Annotated in this window: 20 protein-coding genes; 3 read left to right on the top strand and 17 right to left on the bottom strand. The window is 66.8% G+C overall.

Annotation, left to right across the window (positions count from 1 at the left end; all coding sequences use genetic code 11):
- Positions 1 to 4: 4 nt before the first annotated feature.
- The 11 genes from gspG to RUU78_RS08235 all read right to left on the bottom strand — a co-directional run bounded on the left by gspG (position 5) and on the right by RUU78_RS08235 (position 12377).
- Positions 5 to 436: a type II secretion system major pseudopilin GspG gene (gene gspG / locus RUU78_RS08185; RefSeq protein WP_313915451.1), complete on the bottom strand. Its 432-nt coding sequence runs from the start codon at positions 434 to 436 to the stop codon at positions 5 to 7.
- Positions 437 to 450: 14 nt separating this feature from the next.
- Positions 451 to 1668, bottom strand: coding sequence for a type II secretion system F family protein (locus tag RUU78_RS08190; protein ID WP_313915453.1), 1218 nt, complete (start codon positions 1666 to 1668; stop codon positions 451 to 453).
- Between the two features lie 64 nt (positions 1669 to 1732).
- Positions 1733 to 3472 carry a type II secretion system ATPase GspE gene (gene gspE / locus RUU78_RS08195; protein ID WP_313915455.1) on the bottom strand — a complete coding sequence of 580 codons (1740 nt, stop codon included), beginning with the start codon at positions 3470 to 3472 and terminating at the stop codon, positions 1733 to 1735.
- A 10-nt stretch (positions 3473 to 3482) separates the two neighbouring features.
- On the bottom strand, positions 3483 to 4136 hold the full coding sequence (locus RUU78_RS08200) for an exosortase H-associated membrane protein (protein ID WP_313915457.1): 654 nt from the start codon (positions 4134 to 4136) through the stop codon (positions 3483 to 3485).
- The gene (gene purL, locus RUU78_RS08205) at positions 4133 to 8011 is read right to left on the bottom strand and encodes a phosphoribosylformylglycinamidine synthase (protein WP_313915459.1); all 3879 of its coding nucleotides are present in this window, start codon (positions 8009 to 8011) and stop codon (positions 4133 to 4135) included. Before purL ends, RUU78_RS08200 begins: the two co-directional genes overlap by 4 nt.
- A 149-nt stretch (positions 8012 to 8160) precedes the next feature.
- Positions 8161 to 8889 (bottom strand): DsbC family protein, encoded by a 729-nt coding sequence (locus RUU78_RS08210; protein ID WP_313915461.1) that lies wholly within the window; start codon positions 8887 to 8889, stop codon positions 8161 to 8163.
- A 240-nt stretch (positions 8890 to 9129) separates the two neighbouring features.
- The gene (locus RUU78_RS08215) at positions 9130 to 9792 is read right to left on the bottom strand and encodes an SPOR domain-containing protein (protein WP_313915463.1); all 663 of its coding nucleotides are present in this window, start codon (positions 9790 to 9792) and stop codon (positions 9130 to 9132) included.
- Between the two features lie 15 nt (positions 9793 to 9807).
- Positions 9808 to 10581: a type III pantothenate kinase gene (locus RUU78_RS08220; protein WP_313915467.1), complete on the bottom strand. Its 774-nt coding sequence runs from the start codon at positions 10579 to 10581 to the stop codon at positions 9808 to 9810.
- Positions 10578 to 11546 carry a biotin--[acetyl-CoA-carboxylase] ligase gene (locus RUU78_RS08225; protein ID WP_313915469.1) on the bottom strand — a complete coding sequence of 323 codons (969 nt, stop codon included), beginning with the start codon at positions 11544 to 11546 and terminating at the stop codon, positions 10578 to 10580. The genes RUU78_RS08220 and RUU78_RS08225 overlap by 4 nt, the downstream gene beginning before the upstream one ends.
- Complete coding sequence (plsY, locus tag RUU78_RS08230; protein ID WP_313915471.1) at positions 11546 to 12187, bottom strand: glycerol-3-phosphate 1-O-acyltransferase PlsY; 642 nt, start codon at positions 12185 to 12187, stop codon at positions 11546 to 11548. The genes RUU78_RS08225 and plsY overlap by 1 nt, the downstream gene beginning before the upstream one ends.
- Before the next feature lie 31 nt (positions 12188 to 12218).
- On the bottom strand, positions 12219 to 12377 hold the full coding sequence (locus RUU78_RS08235; protein WP_313915473.1) for a hypothetical protein: 159 nt from the start codon (positions 12375 to 12377) through the stop codon (positions 12219 to 12221).
- Between RUU78_RS08235 and RUU78_RS08240 the strand changes: the two genes are divergently transcribed.
- From RUU78_RS08240 to RUU78_RS08250, 3 genes are all read left to right on the top strand, one after another.
- Positions 12376 to 13548, top strand: a complete 1173-nt coding sequence (locus RUU78_RS08240; RefSeq protein WP_313915475.1) for a phosphoglycerate kinase — start codon at positions 12376 to 12378, stop codon at positions 13546 to 13548. The genes RUU78_RS08235 and RUU78_RS08240 overlap by 2 nt on opposite strands.
- Positions 13549 to 13796: 248 nt before the next feature.
- Complete coding sequence (locus RUU78_RS08245) at positions 13797 to 15191, top strand: hypothetical protein (RefSeq protein WP_313915477.1); 1395 nt, start codon at positions 13797 to 13799, stop codon at positions 15189 to 15191.
- A 168-nt stretch (positions 15192 to 15359) separates the two neighbouring features.
- Positions 15360 to 16016: an HAD hydrolase-like protein gene (locus tag RUU78_RS08250; protein ID WP_313915480.1), complete on the top strand. Its 657-nt coding sequence runs from the start codon at positions 15360 to 15362 to the stop codon at positions 16014 to 16016.
- A 3-nt stretch (positions 16017 to 16019) separates the two neighbouring features.
- On the opposite strand, the gene RUU78_RS08255 is transcribed toward RUU78_RS08250, so the two are convergent.
- The 6 genes from RUU78_RS08255 to tkt form a co-directional block, all read right to left on the bottom strand.
- A complete protein-coding gene (locus tag RUU78_RS08255; RefSeq protein WP_313915481.1) occupies positions 16020 to 16853 on the bottom strand; it encodes a hypothetical protein in 834 nt (277 codons plus the stop codon).
- Positions 16854 to 16990: 137 nt separating this feature from the next.
- Complete coding sequence (locus RUU78_RS08260) at positions 16991 to 18244, bottom strand: M56 family metallopeptidase (RefSeq protein ID WP_313915484.1); 1254 nt, start codon at positions 18242 to 18244, stop codon at positions 16991 to 16993.
- Complete coding sequence (locus RUU78_RS08265) at positions 18234 to 18602, bottom strand: BlaI/MecI/CopY family transcriptional regulator (protein WP_313915485.1); 369 nt, start codon at positions 18600 to 18602, stop codon at positions 18234 to 18236. The genes RUU78_RS08260 and RUU78_RS08265 overlap by 11 nt, the downstream gene beginning before the upstream one ends.
- 147 nt (positions 18603 to 18749) lie before the next feature.
- Positions 18750 to 19289, bottom strand: coding sequence for a hypothetical protein (locus RUU78_RS08270; RefSeq protein WP_313915488.1), 540 nt, complete (start codon positions 19287 to 19289; stop codon positions 18750 to 18752).
- A gap of 188 nt (positions 19290 to 19477) precedes the next feature.
- A complete protein-coding gene (locus RUU78_RS08275) occupies positions 19478 to 20254 on the bottom strand; it encodes a ferredoxin--NADP reductase (RefSeq protein ID WP_313915489.1) in 777 nt (258 codons plus the stop codon).
- 1 nt (position 20255) lies between these two features.
- Complete coding sequence (tkt, locus tag RUU78_RS08280) at positions 20256 to 22250, bottom strand: transketolase (protein ID WP_313915491.1); 1995 nt, start codon at positions 22248 to 22250, stop codon at positions 20256 to 20258.
- Positions 22251 to 22349: the final 99 nt, after the last annotated feature.

A 22349-nucleotide genomic window follows, 5' to 3' on the forward strand; every position in this document is an offset into this window, starting at 1 on the left:
CCCATTACTGCCAGTTACCGTGGTCAGCGTTGTATTCCTCGCCGCCCGGCTTGCCGTCCTTGCCATAGAACACGATGTCGAAGTCGCCGTGCTCGCCGGGCTTCTTGTAGCCGAAGGCGCTGCCGAACGGGCTCTTGAGGTCCGATTCCTTGGCGTACCCGGACTTCCAGTTCGGCGCGTTGGACGGCTTGGAGACCAGATCCTCGAGGCGCTCCGGCGGGCCACCATTGTCGAGCCCGTAGGATTCGATGCTCATCGCCAGCTTCTGCACTTGCGCCTTGCCTGCGTTCCACTTGCCCTTGTCGACGTTCTTGCCGACCTGATTGACCACGATGCCGGCGACGATGCCGATCAGCACGATCACGGCCAGCATTTCCAGCAGGCTGAAGCCAGAGGAGCGGCGCACGCCGTTGCGGCCTGCAAAGTTATACTTCATTACATTCTCCCGAATTATTGAACCGAACCGGCCAGGTTCATGATCGGCAGGATGATCGCCATCATGATCATCGCCACCAGTACCGTCATCACGATCGTCACCACCGGGACCAGCGCGGCCAGCAGCCGGTCCAGCGTATTCTTGACTTCGAGGTCGAAGGTGTCTGCCGTCTTGAGCAGCATGCCGTCCAGTTCGCCGGATTCTTCGCCGACCGCGACCATCTGCAGAGCCAGCTTGGGGAAGCGCTTGCTCTGGCTCAGGGCGAAACCCAGGCCATTGCCACGCTTGACCTCTTCCGTGGCCGCAGCCACCGCTTCGGACAGCGCCGCGTTACTCATGACATTGCGCGCGATCGTCATCGCGCCCAACAACGGAACGCCGTTCTTGACCAAAGTTCCCAACGTGCGCGTCAGGCGCGCGGTCTCCAGCTTCAGGATGACGTCGCCCAGCACCTTCACCGAAAGCAGCCGCGAATCCATCGCCAGACGCGTGTCCGGCTGCGAATACTGCTTGCGCAGCCAGACGAAGCCGAACACGCCCACGACGATCATCAGCCACCAGAATTTCTGCAGTATGGTGCCGATGCCAAAGACGATGCGTGTGATCAGCGGCATATCCACGCCCATGTCGTTGAACATCGGCACGAACTGCGGCACCACGTAGATCAGCAGGATCATCAGCGACGCGAACACCATTCCGATCAGGAAGGCCGGATAGATCATTGCGTTGATGACGTTGCCGCGCAGCTCGCGCGTACGCTCGAGGTACTCGGCCAGGCGGCGCAGGGTCTCGTCGAGCGAGCCGCCGGCTTCGCCGGCGCGCACCATGTTCACGTACAGGCGCGAGAACACGCCGTGCTCAGCCTCGAGCGCATCCGACAGCGGCGCACCGCCACGCACCGTATCGCGCACACGCTCGAGCATGCGGCGGGCTTTCTCGTCGCTGGGCAGGTCGAGCACGATCTGCAGTGCGCGGTCCAGCGGCTGGCCCGCGCCGAGCATGGTCGCCAGCTGCTGCGTGAACTGCACGACCTGAGACGCGCCGAAGGTATTGCGTCGGGCCAGCAGGCTCAGCAGGCTGCTGCCGTCGGCCGTATCGGCCGCACGCGCATCCAGCGGAATGTTGCCGGCGTCCTGCAGCTTCGCGATGACCTCGTCGGTGGACGCGGCCTCCATCTGGCCTTCGAGCGTCTCGCCGGCGGGCGTTACGGCTTTGTAGCGGAACAAGGGCATCGGCGAGAGCTAACGTGAGTTCTTGGGGTGGAGAATCAAAAGACGGCCAGGTGCGGAACCGCCCCTAGCCTTCCTGCGAGACGCGCAGCACTTCTTCGAGCGTGGTGACGCCGGCCAGCGACTTGACCAGGCCGTCCTCGTACATGGTGCGCATGCCTTCGCTGCGCGCCTGCTGTTCGAGGTCACCCATGCCGGCGTGCTGCATGACCAGCCGCCGCAACGGATCGGACATGACCATGAATTCCATGATCGTGGTGCGGCCGTAGTAGCCACTGGGATAGTTCGGGCTGGGCATGGGCTTGTACAGCTGCAGCGGACCCGGGCCACCGAGCTTGTCGAGGTTGAACTCGCGCACGACCTCGGGCAGCGGCGTATAGGGTTCGGCATGGTCCTTGTCCAGGCGCCGCACGAGGCGCTGCGCGAGGATGCCGTTGACGGTCGAGGTCAGCAGATAGTCTTCCACGCCCATGTCGAGCAGGCGGGTGATACCGCCTGCGGCGTTGTTCGTATGTAGCGTCGAAAGCACGAGATGGCCGGTGAGCGCCGACTGGATCGCGATGCGGCAGGTTTCCAGGTCGCGCATTTCCCCGATCATGATGATGTCGGGATCCTGGCGCACGATGGAGCGCAGCGCATGGCTGAAGTCCAGGCCGATCTGCGGCTTGGCCTGGATCTGGTTGATGCCTTCGATCTGGTATTCGACCGGGTCTTCGACCGTGATGATCTTGACGTCGGGCTGGTTGAGCTTGGACAGCGCCGTGTACAGCGTCGTGGTCTTGCCCGAGCCGGTCGGACCGGTCACGAGCATTATGCCGTGAGGCAGTTCCAGCACCTTCATGAAGCGCGGCAGGAATTCGTCGGTGAAGCCTAGCGTGTGGAAATCGAACACCACGCTTTCGCGGTCGAGGATACGCATGACGACCGACTCGCCCCATGATGTGGGCACGGTGGAGACGCGCAGATCGAGTTCCTTGCCCTGCACGCGCAACATGATGCGGCCGTCCTGCGGCAGGCGGCGCTCGGCGATGTTGAGCTTGGCCATGATCTTGACGCGCGAGATCACCGCAGCGGTCGACGCCGCCGGCGGCGACTCGACTTCATGCAGCACGCCGTCGATACGGTAGCGAACCTTGAGGCGGCTTTCGAACGGTTCGATATGGATATCCGAAGCGCGTTGCTCGACCGCGCGCTGCACGATCAGGTTGACGAGTCGGATCACCGGCGCCTCGGACGCGAGATCGCGCAGGTGCTCGATGTCGTCTTCGCCGCGGGTGGCCTCGTCGGACAGGGTCTCGACGATGGTGCCCATGGCCGAGCGGCCCTGGCCGTAGTAGCGCTCGATCAGATCATCGATCTCCGAGCGCAGGCCGACCAGCAGCGATACTTTCTTGGCGGTCGCCAGTTCCACCGCGCGGGCCGGATACGGCTCGGCGGGATCGGCCACGAGCAGGCCGACCTCGGTCTCGCTCTCGCTGACCGGGACGACGTGGTACTGCTTGAGGAAGCGCACCGACAAGGTCACGTTGGCTGGCGGCGCTTCCGGGAAATCCTTGGCTCCGAGCATCGGTAGCCGGAGCAGTTCGGCCATCGATTCGGCCATGTCACGCTCGGAAACCAGGCCGAGCCGGGTGAGCAGGTCGACGAGCGAATCGCTGTCGGATTCCTCATGCACGCGCCGCGCACGCACCAGGTCCGCCTCCTTGAGACGACCCTTCTTGACCAGGAACGTACTGATGTTCTCGTCCAGGTTCGCAGCGACGGCTTCGATGCCGGGCTCGACAGGGGGCAATTGCACGGCAGACATGACTTCTTTCCTAGGAGGCGCGGTTTCGACCGGCACTACCGCCGCCGGGTTCCCCGAACTTGCGTCCGGTCAAAGCCTCGATGAAGGGACGGTTGAGCGCCAACCAGAGCGCGGCCGGCACCACGGTCGGCAGAATCAGATAGCCGAACTGGTAGCAAAGGGCAATCGCATTGACGTTGAGCCCGGCTTCCAGCACGGCTGCGGCGGCCTCGGGACCCGTACTCAGCGCCAGCACTTTGAGCGCATCGGCAGCGATGCCAAAGGCCTGCGCCACCCAGATCGCCAGGCAACCCAGCATGAGCTGGCCCCAGCGCCTCTCCTCTTCCTGCGGCGTGGCCAGGCACAAGCCGAAGAACAATGGCAGCGAATAGCCATATAGCAAGGGATGGACGGTAGGTTCCAGATAGCCGGTCATCATCTGGCCGCCCGGACCGGGCTCGCTGACGACGATGCGCGTCAGCACCTCCATGGTCGGCATGCCGCCGTTGTCGAAGCCCTGACTGACGCTGGCGATGAGATCCGGCCAGAACGTGCTCAGCGCCTGTCCGGCCAGCCAGACCGGCAGCTTGACGGTCAGCCCCGACACCCACCACCACAGCACAAAGCACGCCGGCAGCCAGGCCAGGGCGGCGAGCAGGAAGCGCTTGAGCGGACTGAGCTTCATCCCACCCAGGCACGCGCGTTGCGGAACATGCGCATCCAGGGAGAATCCTCGCCCCAGCCTTCCGGACGCCAGCTCATCTGCACGCTGCGGTGCACGCGCTCCGGGTGCGGCATCATGATCGTGACGCGGCCTTCGGCCGCCGTCAGCCCGGTCAGGCCGCCGACCGATCCATTGGAATTCAGTGGAAAACTCTCTGTCGCCCTGCCGCGGTTGTCGACGAAACGCAGGCACGGCTGCACGCGACTGTAGTCGCTGCCCTGCGCGAATTCCGCACGGCCTTCGCCGTGTGCGACCACGACCGGGATGCGCGAGCCGGCCATGCCGCGCAGCAGAATCGACGGCGAATCCATGACTTCCAGCGTGACGAAGCGCGCCTCGTACTGCTCGGACGCATTGCGCCGGAAGCGCGGCCAGTATTCCGCACCCGGAATGATGTCCTTGAGGCTGGCCAGCATCTGGCAACCGTTGCAGACGCCAAGCGCGAACCGCGCCGGGTCGGCGAAGAACGCGGCGAACTGGTCGCGCAGTGACTGATTGAACAGGATCGATGTGGCCCAGCCGCGGCCCGCACCGAGCACATCGCCGTAGGAAAACCCGCCGCAGGCGGCCAGTCCCTGGAACTCGCCGAGGCTGCGCCGTCCGCTCTGCAGATCCGACATGTGCACGTCGACCGCCTCGAAGCCGGCACGCGTGAACGCCGCGGCCATTTCGATCTGGCCGTTGACGCCCTGATCGCGCAGCACCGCAACGCGCGGCAGCGTGCCACGTGCAATGAACGGCGCGGCGATGTCGTCGGCAGGATCGAAGGTCAGCTTCGGCGTGATGCCCGGATCGTCGCTGTCACAGCGCCAGTCCTGTTCGCTGTCGGCCAGCACCGGGTTGTCGCGCAGTCGCTGCATGGCGTGGCTGGTCTGCGACCAGATGCGCATGAGGTCGCTCCAGTCCCAGCGGCCGAGCGTGTCGTCGCCCAGACGAATGCCGATCTGCAGCTTTTCCTTGGGCCGGCCGACCATGTGTGCGATATCGCCGAGGCCGAACTCCGCCAGCAGCGCCTTGAACGCAGGCACGTCGTCACGGCGCACCTGCACCACCGCGCCAAGCTCCTCGCAGAACAGCGCACGCAAGGTGTTCTCGGCCCACCCATCCAGGCCGATGGACAGGCCGCAATGACCGGCAAAAGCCATTTCCAGCAAGGTGACCAGCACGCCGCCGTCGGCCCGATCGTGGTAGGCAAGCAGCAGGCCCGCGGCATTGGCCCGCTGGATGCAGTCGAAGAAACACTTGAATCGTGCCGCATCGTCGAGATCCGGCGGCACGCCGCCGGAGCGGTTGAAGACCTGCATCAGCGCCGACCCGCCGAGACGGTTGCGGCCGCCACCGAGGTCGAGCAACCAGAGCTCGGTCTCGCCCTTGTCCATGCGCAGCTGCGGCGTCAGCGCCTTGCGCACGTCACCAATGCGGGTGAAGGCCGTGACGATCAGCGAGACGGGAGCGATGGTCTTCTGCTCGCGTTCGCCGTCGTGCCAGACGGTCTGCATGGACAGCGAATCCTTGCCGACCGGAATTGAGATGCCGAGCGCCGGGCACAGCTCCATGCCGATCGCGCGCACCGCATCGAACAGCGCCGCATCCTGGTGCGGGAAGTTCGCCGCCGCCATCCAGTTCGCCGAGAGGCGCACTTCGCCGAGCTCAGCCACCGGCGCGGCGGCGAGATTGGTCAGCGCCTCGCCGACCGCCATGCGCGCCGCGTCGGCGCTCGACAGCGCCGCCAGCGGCGTGCGCTCGCCCATGGCCATGGCTTCACCGGCATAGCCATCGAAATCGGCCAGGGTCACGGCGCAGTCCGCAACCGGCACCTGCCACGGACCGACCATCTGGTCGCGCGAGCAAAGCCCGCCGACGCTGCGGTCGCCAATCGTTATAAGGAAGGACTTGGAGCCCACCGCCGGAAACTGCAGCACACGCTGCATCGCTTCCCTGAGGTTGATCCCGAGGCAGTCGGAGACGAGATCCACGCGCGGCGCCTTGCGCTTCGCGTCGCGGTGCATCTTCGGCGCCTTGCCGAACAGCACGTCCATGGGCAGGTCGATGGCGACGCCGGAACCCGTCGGCGTGGCCGCTTCGACGCCGTAGCCGACCATCAGGTGCTGCTCCGCTGTCGCCGTACCGACGACCGCATAAGGACAGCGTTCGCGCACGCAGATCGCCTCGAAGCGGGCCAGGTCCTCGGGGCGCACGCCGATAACGTAGCGTTCCTGCGATTCGTTGCACCACAGTTGCATCGGCGACAACGACGGATCGGCGCAGGGCACCTTGTCCAGATCGATGCGTCCGCCGACGCGTGAGTCGTGCAGCAGTTCGGGGATCGCATTGGACAGGCCGCCGGCGCCGACATCGTGCACGCTGACGATGGGATTGGTATCGCCGAGCTGCCAGCAGTGATCGATGACTTCCTGGCAGCGCCGTTCCATTTCGGGGTTGTCGCGCTGCACCGAGGCGAAATCCAGTTCCGCCGAACTGGTGCCCGAGGCGACCGACGAGGCGGCACCGCCGCCCAGGCCGATCAGCATCGCCGGACCGCCGAGCACGACGACCGCGTCGCCGGCCTGCAGATTGCGCTTTTCCACATGTCCCGAACGCAAATTGGCCAGGCCGCCGGCGATCATGATCGGCTTGTCGTACCCGCGGCGCAGGCCCGGCAGACCGGTTTCCTGCTCGTAGCTGCGGAAATAGCCGCCCAGCGCCGGCCGTCCGAATTCGTTGTTGAACGAGGCCGCGCCGAGCGGGCCGTCGCGCATGATCTCGAACGCGCTGGCCATGCGTGGCGGCAGCGGCCGCTCGGTTTCCCATGGTCGCGCCAGCCCTGGTATGCGCAGGTGCGACACGGAAAAGCCCGTCAGGCCGGCCTTGGGTTTGCCGCCGCGGCCGGTCGCACCCTCATCGCGGATCTCGCCGCCCGAGCCGGTCGACGCCCCCGGAAACGGCGCGATCGCGGTCGGGTGGTTGTGGGTTTCCACCTTGATCGCGTAATCGATGCGCTCCGCATGCGCGCGATAGACGCCGTCGGCGTCGGCGAAGAAACGCCGACCTTCGCTGCCGGTGATCACCGCCGCATTGTCGGCATAGGCCGACAAGGTGTGCGCCGGCGAGTGCTGGTGGGTGTTCTTGATCATCGCGAACAGCGAACGCGGCTGCGCCTCGCCGTCGACGTTCCAGCTCGCGTTGAACACCTTGTGCCGGCAGTGCTCAGAATTGGCCTGGGCGAACATCATGAGTTCGGCGTCGCTGGGATCGCGGCCAAGCTCGGCATAGCGTTCGACCAGGTAGTCGATCTCGTCGGTAGCCAGGGCCAGACCGAGACGCTGGTTGGCTTCTGCCAGCGCGACCGCCGGCTCGTCGCCGAGCGCGATGCGTCCCAGGTCGCCCCGCGCGCCGGCGAGGAACAACCCTTCGGCGTCGTTCAGCGAAGTCACCACCGACTGGGTCATCGGGTCATGCAGCACCGCGACGAGCGCGTTCCAGGACGGACTGCCGACCGCCGGCGGGCTGCCGACGTCGAAGGCCACGCCGCGCTCGACGCGGTCGATCCCGAAGCCGCAGCCCTGCAGGATATCGGTCGCCTTGCTCGACCACGGCGAGATCGTGCCGAGCCGCGGCACCACCCAGAGGCTGGCTGGACGCGCCGCGTCGGGCCGTGCTTCGAGTACGTGCGCGAGACGCTGCCGCTCCGCGTCGTCGGGCAACCGCGACGCGGCGAGCAGATAGACAAAGCGCGCCGAGGACACGCGAGCGCCGGATGCCGAGTCGGCCAGCTGGCGATTCAGGCGATCGAGACGGAAAGCAGACAGGGCGCTTTGCCCGTCGAGGACGATCATGTAAGGCCGTTCCGGAGCGGGTTCTCAGAAGGGCGCGCATGATAACCGCTGGCGTCCGCCAATCGCTATCGCCAGCCGAACGCATCCAGACACGAGAACGGCGGCTGCGTCACCGCAGCCGCCGTCAAAAATCACTTCTGAATCAACACTTACTTGGCAACGAGACTATCGAGGCGCTGGCGCATCGCTTCCGGCGCCAGATAGCCGCCGATCTGCGTGCCGTCCGGCGCGATCACGGTCGGCGTGCCGTTGATGCCGACGCGGCGGCCCAGCTCGAATTCCTCGGCGATCGGGTTGTCGCACTGGGCGGTCTTGGGGTCGGTGCCCGACTTTGCGTCGGTGAATGCCTTGTTGCGGTCGGTCGCACACCACACCGAAACGGCCTTGTCGAACGACGGGGTGCCCGGACCGGAGCGCGGGAACCACAGATACTCGATCGCGATGCCCTGCTCGTTGTACTTGGCGATATCGTGGTGCAGCTTGCGGCAGTAGCCGCAATCGATGTCGGTGAATACCGTCACCGTGTACTTCGGATCCTTTGGCGCGAACACGATGCGCTTGGACTTGGGCACCTTGTCGACAAGCTCCTTGCGGATGCCGCCGAGACGCGCCTCGGTCAGATCCTTCTTGTTGCTCATGTCGAACAGGCTGCCCTGGAGCAGGTACTTGCCGTCGGCGCTGACGTAGACGACCTGGCCGCCGGTAACCACTTCGTAGAAGCCCGGCAGACTGGACTTGGCGACGGAGTCGATCTTGGCCTGAGGCACCAGGGCGAGGATCGCATCACTGACGATCTTGGTTTCCTTGGCATCGTCGGCTGCCGTGGCGGTAAAAGCCGCCGCCGCGAGGGCGAGGGACAGGGTGAGCTTCTTGAACATCGCGAATCCTCGGGGTTGGGGCATTGACCAAGCCCTGACCGCGACGCGCATGCAAAGTTCAGCGCATGGACAGGTTGGCGGCAGGACGCGCAAGAGTGCCAAGCACCCGCGGCCGCTGCAAGGGTGTACAACGCGACCGGTTTCTCAACCCGCGGCCGCAAATGGCGACTGCCCGACACATAGGGTTCGTGCGAACCGCCATGCAGCGCTACCTCGACTCGGACCTCGCGGGCCGCCGGCTCAGAAACACTGCACGGGCTGCTCTTTCAGATCGATCAGGTCAGGCATCTCCGCGCGCCACGCGACCGGGCGCTGCGGATCCTCGGCGAAATCGACCCAGTAGACCGGCAGATCTTCAGTACGCTGCAGCAACTGCGGGGAGAACCCCAGCGCGGCGATCTCGGCGCGCCGGCGTTCGGCATTGGCCTGTTCGCGGAACAGGCCGAGCGAGATCGTGTTCTGCTGGTCGCCGGCGGTGACGACGTAGTAGTCGCGCACGCCCTTGGCGGACAGCTGCCGCGCCACACCCAGCGCCTGTTCGCGCGAGGCCATCGCCGGCACGAATACCCAGAAGCCGCGCGGCTGGGTCGTGCGTGCCTCACGGTATTGAATGCGGCGCACGCGCGAGGTCAGCTTGTTCATCGCCGCACGCATGTCAGCCTGGGTCGCGAACGGACCGATGCTACGGCACTGGTCGGGCGTGTCGCTCACGGCCGGCGCCTCGACGAGCTCGGCACTCGCCGCATCGCCGAGGCGCTCGCGCTCGGCCAGCAGTTCCAGCCGCGAAATGCCCACGTCAGTGGCAGCGACCTCGCGCTCGGTGGTTTCGGGCGCGAAATACAGCCAGCTGGCGACGCCGACATTCATCGCAAGCAGCAGCAGGAACAGCACGCGCAGGAACATGCGGAGGCGTCGCGATCAGGAGTCGCCGGATTCTACCGGCTCACCGCCCGCCGCGGGGACAACCGCGAGCAGGGCCAATCCGCGCAGGACCAGATCCGCCTCGACGCGCGCCGGCAAGCGCAGCAGTGGCGCGAGTTCGTGCGCCGCGCCGCCGGCCAGCACCAGGGCCGCATCGGCACAGAGCCGCTCGCGCACGCGAAAATGGAACCTCTCCACAAGTGACGCGGCAGCGAGCCAGCAGCCCGAGCGCACCGCGTCCTCGGTGTCGTCGGCGATCTCGACGACACGCGCCGTATCCGATGCGCTCACCCGTGCGGTGGCGCCCAGCAGTGCCTGCTGCATCAGTAGCGGACTCGGCGCGATCAGCCCACCGAGGTGCTGGCCCGACGCGTCGAGCGCATCGAGCACCAGTGCCGTGCCGACGCTCGCCAGCACGATCGGCCCCGCCTGCAGCGCACGCAAGGCGATCAGCGCGACGAAGCGGTCCACGCCGAGCTTTTCCGGCCGGGCGTAGGCGATGCGCACACCGCAGGCGGCGGCCGCGGTCGCGACGAATTCGGGCTCCACACCGAAGCGAGTCCGCACGGCTTGAACCAGTTCGGCTTCCAGGCGCGGACGACCGACCGAAGCGATCAGCACTCGCGCGACCGGCGGCACATCGCCCCAGGCCGATGCCAGTTCCCGCGCAAGCGGTCGGGAATGATCGACCGGGGCGCCGGCGCGCAGGCCGGTGTCCTCGTGCAACGCCCATTTGAGCCGGGTATTGCCCAGATCCACGAGCAGATTCATGCGGGTCGCACCGTCACTTCCGCGCTATCGAAAGCGGCGATGGTATCGCCCTGGAGCAGCAGCAGCGCGCCGCGCGCATCCACGCCGGCACCCTGCCCGTGCTGTGCGCCGTTCGCGTCACTGAGTGTGATCGCTCGCCCGCGCAGCCGGTCGCGACGTTCGAATTCGCCACGCAACGCCGCGAAACCCTCAGCCGCGAAAACATCCAGCACCTGGGCCAGTTCATCGAGCAAGGTAGCGACGACCCGGTTGCGCGGCGGCAGCGGCGCGCAGAACGTCGCGAGGTCGGCCACCGGCTGTTCGATCACCGCACGCACCGTCGCCGGCAGGTACAGGTTCACGCCGATGCCGATGACGGCATGGCAGGGGCCGAGGAATTCGCCGCCGAGCTCGACCAGGATGCCGGCCAGCTTGCCTTCGCCGGCAAGGACGTCATTCGGCCATTTCAGCTCCAGCGCGGGCGCGCCGCAGCGCTCCAGCGCGCGCGCGACGGCAACGCCGACCGCAAGGCTCAGCCCCGCGAGGTTGCCCATGCCGCGCGCGAATCGCTTGAGCACGGAAAGGTATACATTGCACAGCAGCGGCGACTGCCACTGGCGGCCGCGCCGGCCGCGTCCGGCGCTCTGCTGTTCGGCCAGGCACACGGCGAGATCCGCGCGTAGGCCGGCGCCGCGCAGCAACTCGCTGCTGGTCGAGTCGATGTCCCAGTGCACGGCGATGTCATCGAAACGGGCGCGCGCCGCGTCAGGCAGGCAATTGCGGATCGCGGCGGCGTCCAGCAGCTCCAGCGGCAGCTCCAGGCGGTAGCCGCGTCCGGCGACAGCGGCGAGGGGCAGGCCGGCCTCGCGCAGTTCGGCCAGTCGCTTCCAGACCGCCGCGCGCGTCACGCCGAAGCGGCGCGCCAGTTCGCTGCCGGAACAACACTGGCCATCGACCAGTGCAGCAACCAGATCGCGCGTCTGCATCAGCGCCGCTCGACAAACAGGCGCGCGAGGACGCGGGCGCGTTCGAAGCGATTCTCGGTGCCGTGGTACAGGCGCCACAGGTTGCCCCTGTGCGTGAGCAGCAGCAGCCCGGCGCAGGCCAGCGCATAGCCGTGCAGGGACGCGGTGCCTGGGGCGATCCACCAGACCAGGGGCACCAGCGCGACCCCGGCGACGACGGTCGCCAGGCCGACATAGCCGGTACACCCGAGCACGACGAGCCAGATGAGCAACAGCGGCGGCGTCGCGAGCGGACAAAGCATCGCGATCGTCCCGACCACGGTCGCCGCGCCCTTGCCGCCGCGAAACCCGTAGTACACCGGGAACACATGACCGAGCACGGCGGCGAAGCCACAGGCCAGCGCTTCCGTGTACAGGCCTGGAGAGGACGACGTGGTGGGTATGAGCAGCGCCAGCCAGATCGCGAGCGCACCCTTGCCGACATCGATCGCGACGACGCCGAGCGCGAAGCGCCAGCCGCGCGTGCGCAGCGCATTCGTGCCGCCGGCATTGCCGCTGCCGGCCTCGCGGATGTCGAATCCGCCGCGGCGCCCGAGCAGCAGGCTGCCGGAAACGGACCCCAGCGCGTAGGCCAGCACGGCCTTGGTGATCAGCACGAACATGGAGGGAAGGCATTGGACAGGGATGTCCAGCCTAATCCAAGCCGGGCGCGGCCGGCGGGCTGCCGCGCACGATTTGCAAAGCCCGCGCGGCGCCGCTGTAATCCGGGGCTTTCACCGCTCCACTGCGCTGGCCGCGGGCCGCGGCCACGCTCTTGCCCGTCAACTCGCCCGACAACCAGGGATCTTCCATGTCCATTCTCCGCATGACCGACCTCGACCTGCACGGCAAGCGCGTGCTGATCCGCGAAGACCTGAACGTCCCGCTCAAGGATGGCCGCATCACCGCGACGCAGCGCCTCGACGCGGCACTGCCGACGATCGCGCTGGCGCGCGATGCCGGCGCCGCAGTGCTGGTCATGTCGCACCTGGGCCGGCCAAGCGAAGGCGCGTTTTCCGAAGCCGATTCGCTCGCGCCGGTCGCGGCATGGCTCAGCGAGGCGCTGGGCAGCGAAGTCCGCCTCGTGCGCGACTACCTCGACGGCGTCGACGTGGCCCCCGGCGAAGTGGTGCTGCTGGAAAACTGCCGCATGAATGTCGGCGAGGCCAAGGATTCGGCCGAACTCAGCGCGAAGTACGCCGCGCTCTGCGACGTCTACGTGATGGACGCTTTCGGCACCGCGCACCGCGCACAGGCATCGACGCATGGGGCGATCCGCGCGGCGAAGATCGCCTGCGGCGGACCGCTGCTGATGGCCGAACTCGATGCCCTGGCCAAGGCGCTGGAAAACCCGAAGCGCCCGCTGCTGGCGATCGTCGCCGGCTCCAAGGTATCGACCAAGCTGGAACTGCTGCAGACCCTGACCGGCAAGGTCGACCAGCTCATCGTCGGCGGCGGCATCGCCAACACCTTCATCGCCGCAAGCGGCCGCAGCGTCGGCAAGTCGCTGGTGGAAAACGACCTGCTCGACACCGCGCGACGCATCATTGCCGGGGCCAAGTCGCGCGGCGCCGACGTGCCGATCCCGACCGACGTCGTGGTCGCCACCGCCTTCGCCGCCGACGCCACCGCGACGGTCAAGGCGGTCGACGCGGTCGGCGCCGAAGACATGATTCTCGACATCGGCCCGCGCACCGCGGCCAGCTATGCCGCGCTGATCGCCAAGGCAGGCTGCGTGGTGTGGAACGGTCCGGTCGGCGTGTTCGAGTTCGACGCCTTCGGCAAGGGCACCGAGACGCTGGCCAGGGCGATCGCGGCGTCGCCCGCGTTTTCCATCGCCGGCGGCGGCGACACCCTCGCGGCTGTCGAGAAGTACGGCGTGCAGGCCGACATCGGCTACATCTCGACCGGCGGCGGCGCCTTCCTCGAGTTTCTCGAGGGCAAGGAACTGCCGGCCGTTGCCGCACTGAACGCGCGGGCCTGAGGGAGTCGGACGAAGCGTCGACTCATTGCGCCGTCGGACGATTCCGCCAGCGCTTGCCTGACCCGCGGCTCGCGCGACGCCCTGTTCCCGGCGCCGCGCGGCCTCCGACCGGCGCCATTCGTCAGCCGTTGGTCGGTTCTCAGGGCTGCGAACCGTTACGCGGCCACAATCCGCGGGCGAATTAACAGTTGGAAAACCCCCAGGGCATTAGGTTGCGTCTCACCAGAACGCCACCGAATCGATTCGCCATGACCATGCTGCGCCTGTTGTCCCTGTGCCCGCTGCTGCTTTCCGCCAGTGCGTTCGCCGCTCCGATCGAGGGTCGCCTCGAGCTCACCTGGGGCGATCCGGATCCCGTCGCCGGCCAGGAAAGCCAGTTTCGCGTGACCCTGGTCGACGATGCCGGCCTGCGCTACGCACTGGATCCGCAGCAGGCGCGCAGTGGCGCCGGTGATATCTACGCACTGGCCGGCAAGCGCGTCGCGGTCGAACTGGCCGCGCCGGCCACGACGCAGGGTCTGGCCGTGCAGGCCATCGTGCCGGCCGACGTGCAGCGCGACGGCAACCAGCCCAACGTCGCCGGCACGACAGTCTGGGCGACCCTGCTGTGCAAGTTCAGTGACATCGCGACCGAGCAGAAGCCGCTGAGCTTCTTCAACGGCCAATACGGCAACAACCCCGGCCAGCTCGACCACTACTGGCGCGAGGTGTCCTACAACAAGATCAACCTCGTCGGCAGCGCCGCCTACGGCTGGTTCACGCTGCCGCAACCGCGCTCCTTCTATGTCCCCAGCGGCGGCAGCGCGAACCTCAACAAGCTGTTCGACGACTGCACCGCGGCGGCCAACGCATCGGTGAATTTCGCCGCGAATGGCGGCCTGCAGGGCGTCAACATGATGTTCAACGGCGATCTCGACGGCTTCGCCTGGGGCGGCGGCCGCTGCGCCACGCTCGACGGCATCAACAAGTGCTGGAGCTCCACCTGGAACCCGCCCTGGTCGTTCAACAACTCCGCACCGCTGAGCCACGAGATGGGCCATGCCTACGGCCTGCCGCACGCGAACAATTCCGATGGCGACACGAATCCCTACGACAATCCCTGGGACGTGATGAGCGATGGCTGGAGCAACGCCGCGACCGACGCCACCTACGGCACGATCGCCAAGCACATCAGCACCTGGTCGCGCGACAAGCTCGTCTTCATCGATGCGGCGCGCAAACGCATCATCGACGTCGATGGCGTTTATTCGAACCTGCTGCTCGACCGCGCCAGCCTGATCGGCTCGACCAACCTGCAGATGATCGTCGTGCGCGTCGCCGGCGCTCCCACGACGCGCTTCTACACGATCGAGGCGCGCAAGCGCGGCGGCAAGTACGAAGCCAACCTCGCCGGCGACGCCGTCATCATCCACTCCGTCGACACCACGCGCAGCGAGCCCGCCTGGAGCGTGGACGCCACGAACCCGCCGGCAACCACGTCGAACAACGAAGGCTCGATGTTCAAGGTCGGCGAATCGTGGACCGCGCCGGCAAGCGGCTTTACCGTGAGCGTCGATGCGGCAACGGCCGAAGGGTTCCGCATCAGCGTGACGCGCGGGGCCGGCGGCAACGACACGATCTTCAAGGCCGGCTTCCAGCCTTAGACGGGAATGCGGAATCGGGAATGGGGAATCGAGGGCGTCGATCGAGCGCGGGCACTGGGAGTGCATTAAGACGCCTGCACCAGCCGACCTTGGTCTAACCCGTGCGTGGCGCATTGCGATGGCGCGTCGGCGCCCCATCTCAGGGCGCTTCCGCTGAAGGTACTTCGCATGCAGCTCGTCCTGTTCGATCTCGATGGCACCCTGATCCATTCCGAAGCCGGCATCGTCGGCTCCCTGCGCCATGCGTTCGATCGCCTCGGCCACCTCGCGCCGCCGCTGGAGGAACTGCGCCGCTGGATAGGTCCGCCGTTGCGGCAAAGTTTCCCGCGCGTCATCGGTGACGATCCGGCGCGCGTCGAGCAGGCCGTCGCGTATTACCGCGAGCGTTTCGACAGCGTCGGCTGGACCGAGCACGAGGTCTACCCCGGCATAGCCAGCCTCGTCGAAGCGCTCGCGGCCGCGGATCGCACGCTTGCGATCGTCACGACCAAGATGCGTACGCAGGCGCGCCGCATCGTCGACCACCTGCCGTTCGGACACCATTTCCGCGAGGTCTATGGGCCCACTGGCGACGGCCAGCATTCCGAGAAGACGCAGATGATCGCGCGCGCACTGGCCGACTTCGATGTCGCACCGGCACGGGCGGTCATGATCGGCGACCGCCATTTCGACATCGAAGGCGCGCGCAGCAACGGCGTGCGCGGCCTCGGCGTGGCCTGGGGATTCGGCAGCCGCGAAGAACTCGAACAGGCCGGTGCCGACGCGATCGCGGCTACGCCGGCTGAACTGGGCGCGCTGCTGCGACCGGTCGAGGCACTGAACTGACGACTACGGCGTGGCCGCGTCCTGGCGGAACTCGAAATAGAACCACCAGCCGCTTTCGCCGTTCCAGGTGTCCACGCCGCCGGCGCCGTTCGGGCGGCAGCTGCCTACGCCGCCCGGCAGCAGCGACGCCAGCGTCATCGTGCTGCCGTTGACGGGCACCGTGATCACCGCCGCATCCGTCGCGCGCAGGAAGCCGCGCAGCAGGCCTCCGCCGGTAGAGCCGGTCGATGCTGGCACGGGCGCGCCGAACGCCGTATCGAACAGCGGAATCGTCACCGCGCCTGCGCTCAACACCAGATCGGCGGCCGTGGTCGCGTAGCAATGACCGCCAGGCTGCGGCACGGCGGCGGCGCCGCTCCAGTTGCTGGTCGTGCCGGCCAGCGGTTCGAGGCAACGGTCGCTGCCGGTCAACGTGAACGCGCGATACGACCGCGTTGCCGCGGCCAGGGTGTCCGGCGTGCATTGCAGCGGCGTGGCGACGCTGCAATCGCCGCTGCGGCTCACGACATGTCCCGGCGCGCCGTCGCCGCGCAACGGATCGAACACCAGCAGCGGACTCGCGTCATAACGGCCGTCGACATTCGCGTCAGCCGCCAGACTCGCGGCGATCTGCGGGTTGAGTCCGACGTCGGCGAGGTCGGTGGCGTCAGCGCACAGCGTGACCGGCCCCAGCGGAACCGGCACGAAGACGTGCGGGTCGCGCAACATCAGCGCGCCCAGCCGGAACGCACTCGGCGCGGGCGCCTCGAAGCCGTCGAAATGCAGCAGGTCCAGCGACACTTCGGTGGCCAGCACGGGACTGGCGAACAGGGCCAACAGCACAGCGGCAGATCGCATGGCAGGTAATCTCGCAAAGGGTCGGCAGAGCCTAAGCGAAACTCGGTCAGCCGGCATCTCGGAACCGCGAACGACGGCAGCCAGACGCCAGCGCGAGACAAGTGCGCAAGAGCGTCGCCTCCCCCGCGCTCGCGTGCTCAACGGTGCGTCGACGCCGGCCAATCCTTTGGCACCACACCGTCACTGCGCCGTAGCAACAGCTCGACGGCAAGCCCGCTCTTGCCGCCGACGCCATCGACGCTGATGCCGCCAGCCTCGCCGTCGCGCAGCACGATCTCGGGTGTGGCGACGACGTCGTTGTCGCGCTGAACGCCGGCGCTCAGGCGTATCGCGCCAGCGGATTCGGGCCGTGCCGTGAATTCGGCCTGCCAGACCTGACCATCGCTGCTGGCCGTGACCAGCAACGATTCACCAAACGGGTTGATCATGCGTGCCGTATGCGCGAAATCGCCGCTGCGCAAGGTGACCTTGGCATCGACGAAGCCCTCGCGAGCGATGACGCCGGACTGGGCGGCCCAGACCGCGGCCGCGGTCGCGACACCGAATACGGCGACGACGAGCCGGCCGCCCAGGCGCAGCGGCCGGGTCGGAAGCGGGGAATGCAACATGGCGATTCTCTCCTTCAGTGGATGGGGGTTGCGCCAGCCACAGCCGAGCGGTCCAGTGCCGTCCGTCGCACTGGAGTCGTCAAGCTGGGTCTTCAACATCGCACCGGCATAGGACCGGCGCGCTTCCGGAAATCGCGCGAGTACACGCGCATCGCAGGCCAGTTCCTGGTCGAGCCGGAATCGAGCACAGGCCAGATGCAGCAAGGGGTTGAACCAGAACAGGCAGCGCAGCAGCGCGCCAACCGCGTTGGCATGGAGATCGCCGCCGCGCAGATGGGCGATCTCGTGAGCCAGGATCAGGCGCCGTTCGCGTCGGCTGTAGCGCCACCGGAACGCGATCGGCAGCACGATGCAGGGACGCAGCAGCCCGACCACGCAGGGGCCGGCCCGGCCTTCGCGCAGCCGGCCGCGCAGCGGACGTCCTGGCGCGCGTGCAAAGCGGCGCTGCTGCGCGGTGAACAACAGCGCGGTGACTACGGCGCCGCAACTCCACAGCGCCAGCAGCGGCAATCCCGGCCAGCCGGCGATCGCGTCGCTCGAGGCCTGCAGCACCCGTACCGCGGTGGCACCGCGCGACACGTCGAACAGCACGCGGTATGCGCCACCGCTTCCTGTCGGCAGCAGCGCCGCTGCCGCGGTCAGCGGAACCAGCAGCCAGCTCGTATACGCGACTTCCGCGCCGAAGTGGCGACGCAGGGGGCCGCGCAGCAGTAATACCGCGATCAGCGCAACGCTGAGCGCAGCGTTCATTGCGAGCAACCCGCGCAGACCCTCACTGCTCATCGGGCAGCTCCGCAATCAGCCGCTTGAGCTCGGCAATGTCTTTCTTGCTGAGCTTGCGCCGCGCCGAGAAATGCGCGACCAGTGGCGCGATGCGGCCGCCGAACAGGCGATCGAGCAGATCCTTGCTCTGCGCATGCACATACGCATCTCGCTGCAGCACCGGGCTGTAGAGATAGCGCCGGCCGTCCTTGACCGCAGCGATCGCGCCCTTGTTGAGCAGGCGGTTCAGCAAGGTCTTCACGGTTGCTTCCTGCCATTGCCGCGCGTCGCCGAGTGCGGCAGCGATTTCCTCGGCGGCCAGCGGGTGCCGTATCCACAGCACCTGCATGACCGCGCTTTCGGCTTCGCTGATCGTCATTCTGATTACGCTCGTAAACGATACTGGAATTTACACGCGTAATCGATCGGGATGCAAGGCGGGCGCAACACCCGGGTATCTTGCGCGGTGACGAGTACAGGGGTTTTCGCCACCGAAGCAGTGCCAGATGCCGCAGGCGTTGGTGCCTCAGGCGGACCGGCGGCGGCGGCGCAGGGCCAGGATGCCGCCGATCAGGACCAGCGGTACTGCACCCAGTCCCAACCAGAGAAAGCGCGTGCTGTCCGGTTCCTCCAGCGTCGTCTTCGACGAATGTGGCTGGCCTTTCTCGAACCAGACCGGATGCGGGGCTTTCGCCGAGCGCACGGCGGACCGGGCTGCTTCGCACTCGGCCAGGGACGGATACCAAACCCAGTCCACTGCCGTGAATGTCGGCGCCGGCCTGGATCCCGGGGATGCCTGCTCCTCGTAGCTCACGTAGCCGGCGGCGACGAACGCATACGTCGTCGTCAGCCAGTACTCCTGATAGCTGCGCTTGCGGGGCCGGACGCATTCGGCGCTCACGAATTCACCGACCGCTGGGACCGGATCGTGCAGGCGCAGCCTCTCCTGTTCGCTCGCTTCCGTCTTGTACATGAAGTAACCGGTCCAGATCGGCACCAGCGCGGCCAGGTACCAGCGTAGTGGCGACGACCACGCGGATGGGGCAGACAGGTCAGGCGAGCCCATGGGCAAGACCGTCGCAGCGCAGGAAGAGGGATGCCCTAGATTGCCGCATCGGGAGCCGCGGCAATAGCAACAGAACGGATTGCTGGCGCTCGACGAGATCGGTTTCCCGGCCCGCCACGCCGACTGCCTCGCACCGTCGATGGGTCATTTTGCTGCCATACCAACGATGCATGGCACGACGACGGTCGCTACTTCTCCACAAACGCCCGCTCGATCACATAGTCACCCGGCGTACCGATACGCGGAGAGACCTGGAAGCCGCGACTGTCCAGCAGCTGCGACAGCGACGACAGCATGGCCGGGCTGCCGCAGATCATCGCTCGGTCGTTGGCCACATCGAGCGGCGGCAGACTGATGTCGGCGCTGAGCTTGCCGCTGGCCAGCAGTTCGTCGAGGCGACCCTGATGGTGGAACGGCTCGCGCGTGACGGTCGGGTAGTACAGCAGCTTCTCGCGCACCATCTCGCCGAGGTATTCGTGCTGCGGCAATTCCTGCTCGATGTAGTCGCGATAGGCCAGATCGTCGACGTTACGTACACCGTGGGTCAGCACGACCTTGCCGAAGCGCTCGTAGGTTTCCGGATCGCGGATCACCGAAAGGAACGGGGCCAGGCCGGTTCCCGTCGACAACAGGTACAGATGGCGTCCCGGCTTCAGATCCTGCAGCAGCAGCGTGCCGGTGGGCTTGCGGCTGATCAGGATCTCGTCCCCTTCCTTCAGGTGCTGCAGGCGCGAGGTGAGCGGGCCGTTCGGCACCTTGATGCTGAAGAACTCGAGATGCTCCTCGTAGTTGGCGCTGGCGACGCTGTACGCGCGCACCAGCGGCCGCCCCTCGACCAGCAAGCCGATCATGAGGAACTGGCCGTTCTCGAAGCGCAGTCCCGCGTCGCGCGTGCACGTGAAGCTGAAGAGATGTTCGTTCCAGTGCCGCACGGCCAGCACACGTTCCGTTTCGAACGCCGCCATATCAGAGGCGCGCCTTTACCGCGTCGACGATGCGCTCGACGCTGAAGCCGAAATGCGCGAACAGTTTGTCTGCCGGCGCCGACGCGCCGAAGCTCGCGATGCCGATGACTTCGCCGTCGAGGCCGACGTACTTGCGCCAGAAATCCGGATGCGCCGCTTCGATCGCGACACGCGCGCGACACCAGGACGGCAGCACGGCTTCGCGGTATTCGGCCGGCTGTGCGTCGAATTCCTCGGTACACGGCATCGACACCACGCGCACACTCACGCCCTGCAGTTCCAGCGTGCGCATGGCATCCATGGCGAGCCCGACTTCCGAGCCGGTCGCGATCAGGATGGCCTGGAATTTCGCGTCGCTCGGCTCACTGAGCACGTAACCGCCGCGCGCGACGTCGGCGAGCTGCCCCTCGGTGCGCAGCTGGTGCTGCAGGTTCTGGCGCGAGAACACGAGGCAGGATGGACCGGACTTGCGCTCGATCGCGGACCGCCAGCTGATCGCCGATTCGACCGCGTCGCAGGGCCGCCAGACGCGATTGTTCGGGATGTAGCGCAGGCTGGCGAGATGTTCGATCGGCTGGTGCGTCGGGCCGTCTTCGCCCAGGCCGATGGAGTCGTGCGTATAGACGTGTATCGCATGCGCCGGGATCAGCGCCGACATGCGCACGGCATTGCGCGCGTAGTCCGAAAAGACCAGGAAGGTCGCGTCGTACGGAATGAAGCCACCGTGCAGCGCCATGCCATTGGCGATCGCAGTCATGCCGAACTCGCGCACGCCGAAGTAGACGTAGTTCGCGTTGGCGTCGCCGGAATTGACGTCTTTGGAACCTTTCCACAAAGTTAGGTTGGAATGAGCCAGGTCGGCCGATCCCCCGATCAGTTCCGGCAACAGGGGACCGAACGCATCCAGCGCCATCTGCGAGGCCTTGCGCGACGCGACGACCGGACCTTCGGCCTGCAGCTTCGCCACGTAGGCGTCCGCGTGCGCGGCCCAGTCGGCCGGAAGCTCGCCCTTGACGCGGCGCTCGAACTCGGCCGCCGGTTCCGGATACGCGGTGCGGTAGCGGTCGAACCGCGCGTTCCAGTTCGCCTCGCGCTCGGCGCCCTTGGCGTGGGCGTTCCAGGCAGCGTAGATATCCTCGGGCACGACGAACGGGGCGTGGCTCCAGCCCAGCTTCTCGCGCGTCAGCGCGATCTCGTCCTTGCCCAGCGGCGCGCCGTGCGCACCTTCGGTGTTTTGCTTGTTCGGCGCGCCGTAGCCGATGAGGGTCTTGCAGCAGATCAGCGTCGGCTTGTCGGTATCGCTGCGGGCCGAGACGATGGCAGACCTGATCGCGGTCGCATCATGGCCGTCGACGCGGATCACGTTCCAGCCATACGCTTCGAAGCGCCGGGTCGTGTCGTCGGTGAACCAGCCGCCGACCTTGCCGTCGATGGAGATGTTGTTGTCGTCGTAGAGCGCGATCAGTTTGCCGAGCTTGAAGGTGCCGGCGATCGAGCAGACCTCGTGCGAGATGCCTTCCATGAGGCAGCCGTCGCCGAGGAAAACATACGTGGTGTGGTCGACGATCGCGTGGTCGGGACGGTTGAAGCGCGCCGCCAGGACTTTTTCCGCGAGTGCCATCCCGACCGCGTTGGCGAGTCCCTGTCCCAGCGGCCCCGTCGTGGTTTCCACGCCAGGGGTTTCATGCCGCTCCGGATGGCCGGCGGTGCGCGAGTGCAGCTGGCGGAAATTCTTCAGCTCCTCGATCGGCAAGTCGTAGCCGGTCAGGTGCAGCAACGAATACAGCAGCATCGAGCCGTGGCCGTTGGACAGCACGAAGCGGTCGCGGTTGAACCAGTCCGGGTTCTTCGGGTTGTGGCTCAGGAAATCGTTCCACAGCACTTCGGCGATGTCGGCCATGCCCATGGGCATGCCCGGATGGCCGGATTTGGCAGCTTCGACCGCATCCATGGACAGCGCACGGATGGCGTTGGCGAGTTCTTGACGGCTAGACATGGGTAGACCCGGCGGAAATGAAAAGCGGTGGCGGCGGCCGGTGCAGAAAAACCGGGCCCGGGCGGGCCGGGCTGCCGCAAAGGGCCGCCATTGTCGCCG

Origin of the sequence: Tahibacter sp. (assembly GCF_032229445.1) — a bacterium.
GTDB lineage: Bacteria > Pseudomonadota > Gammaproteobacteria > Xanthomonadales > Rhodanobacteraceae > Tahibacter.

What these genes read in the sequence shown, in the direction of transcription:
- gspG (WP_313915451.1), bottom strand. Translation starts at nt 436, where the DNA reads ATGAAGTATAACTTTGCAGGCCGCAACGGCGTGCGCCGCTCCTCTGGC.
- RUU78_RS08190 (WP_313915453.1), bottom strand. Translation starts at nt 1,668, where the DNA reads ATGCCCTTGTTCCGCTACAAAGCCGTAACGCCCGCCGGCGAGACGCTC.
- gspE (WP_313915455.1), bottom strand. Translation starts at nt 3,472, where the DNA reads ATGTCTGCCGTGCAATTGCCCCCTGTCGAGCCCGGCATCGAAGCCGTC.
- RUU78_RS08200 (WP_313915457.1), bottom strand. Translation starts at nt 4,136, where the DNA reads ATGAAGCTCAGTCCGCTCAAGCGCTTCCTGCTCGCCGCCCTGGCCTGG.
- purL (WP_313915459.1), bottom strand. Translation starts at nt 8,011, where the DNA reads ATGATCGTCCTCGACGGGCAAAGCGCCCTGTCTGCTTTCCGTCTCGAT.
- RUU78_RS08210 (WP_313915461.1), bottom strand. Translation starts at nt 8,889, where the DNA reads ATGTTCAAGAAGCTCACCCTGTCCCTCGCCCTCGCGGCGGCGGCTTTT.
- RUU78_RS08215 (WP_313915463.1), bottom strand. Translation starts at nt 9,792, where the DNA reads ATGTTCCTGCGCGTGCTGTTCCTGCTGCTGCTTGCGATGAATGTCGGC.
- RUU78_RS08220 (WP_313915467.1), bottom strand. Translation starts at nt 10,581, where the DNA reads ATGAATCTGCTCGTGGATCTGGGCAATACCCGGCTCAAATGGGCGTTG.
- RUU78_RS08225 (WP_313915469.1), bottom strand. Translation starts at nt 11,546, where the DNA reads ATGCAGACGCGCGATCTGGTTGCTGCACTGGTCGATGGCCAGTGTTGT.
- plsY (WP_313915471.1), bottom strand. Translation starts at nt 12,187, where the DNA reads ATGTTCGTGCTGATCACCAAGGCCGTGCTGGCCTACGCGCTGGGGTCC.
- RUU78_RS08240 (WP_313915475.1), top strand. Translation starts at nt 12,376, where the DNA reads ATGTCCATTCTCCGCATGACCGACCTCGACCTGCACGGCAAGCGCGTG.
- RUU78_RS08235 (WP_313915473.1), bottom strand. Translation starts at nt 12,377, where the DNA reads ATGGAAGATCCCTGGTTGTCGGGCGAGTTGACGGGCAAGAGCGTGGCC.
- RUU78_RS08245 (WP_313915477.1), top strand. Translation starts at nt 13,797, where the DNA reads ATGACCATGCTGCGCCTGTTGTCCCTGTGCCCGCTGCTGCTTTCCGCC.
- RUU78_RS08250 (WP_313915480.1), top strand. Translation starts at nt 15,360, where the DNA reads ATGCAGCTCGTCCTGTTCGATCTCGATGGCACCCTGATCCATTCCGAA.
- RUU78_RS08255 (WP_313915481.1), bottom strand. Translation starts at nt 16,853, where the DNA reads ATGCGATCTGCCGCTGTGCTGTTGGCCCTGTTCGCCAGTCCCGTGCTG.
- RUU78_RS08260 (WP_313915484.1), bottom strand. Translation starts at nt 18,244, where the DNA reads ATGAGCAGTGAGGGTCTGCGCGGGTTGCTCGCAATGAACGCTGCGCTC.
- RUU78_RS08265 (WP_313915485.1), bottom strand. Translation starts at nt 18,602, where the DNA reads ATGACGATCAGCGAAGCCGAAAGCGCGGTCATGCAGGTGCTGTGGATA.
- RUU78_RS08270 (WP_313915488.1), bottom strand. Translation starts at nt 19,289, where the DNA reads ATGGGCTCGCCTGACCTGTCTGCCCCATCCGCGTGGTCGTCGCCACTA.
- RUU78_RS08275 (WP_313915489.1), bottom strand. Translation starts at nt 20,254, where the DNA reads ATGGCGGCGTTCGAAACGGAACGTGTGCTGGCCGTGCGGCACTGGAAC.
- tkt (WP_313915491.1), bottom strand. Translation starts at nt 22,250, where the DNA reads ATGTCTAGCCGTCAAGAACTCGCCAACGCCATCCGTGCGCTGTCCATG.